The 508-nt window shown below is 32.5% G+C and carries 1 protein-coding gene and 1 pseudogene; both read left to right on the top strand.

The genetic code is table 11. The features are described 5' to 3' along the window. A partial coding sequence (locus tag AC1DTM_RS31405) for a DUF2441 domain-containing protein (RefSeq protein WP_477001809.1) occupies positions 1–382 on the top strand: 382 nt, incomplete at its 5' end. Between the two features lie 21 nt (positions 383–403). Beyond that, positions 404–508 (top strand): annotated as a pseudogene (locus AC1DTM_RS31400) (nucleoside hydrolase); the annotation flags it as partial.

The raw sequence follows: 508 nt of genomic DNA, 5'->3' as shown, positions 1-508 counted from the left end.
GAATTATATAGATCAAACAATTAGAGCGGTTAGAGAAACGATTGTAGAAATGGTTAGACTGCAAGAATTTCCTGAATATCCTTCAAGGTTGTCTTGCTTATATGCTTCCAAAAGCTATGAAGATGCTTTGAAATGGAAAGCGCTATTTGATTCTTACAATCGAGAAGTTTTGCAGATTGTTAAACTACGAGTGATCGGTAGTTCTTTTGAAGGTGACGGAAATCTTTTACCGAAAGAAGATGGTATTCCTTTCGCTCAAAAAATTGAACAGGCTAGAGAGTATTGGAAAGGAAACGTTAGAAATGAACTTCCTGAGCTATTAATTAATGGAAAAATTGAAGTGGTAGAAATTATCGATGATTTTTCCTCAATTAATATTTAATTAACAATTAAATATTATAGGATGGAGATTAAAATGATGAAAAAAGTATACTTCAATCACGACGGTGGTGTAGATGATTTAATTTCACTATTTTTATTACTGCAGATGGACAATGTGGAACTGACT

The sequence above is a fragment of the Bacillus sp. P4_D3 genome (assembly GCF_056401855.1).
Note: the sequence above shows the minus strand (reverse complement) of the source record. Positions and strands in the feature narration are given on the sequence as shown.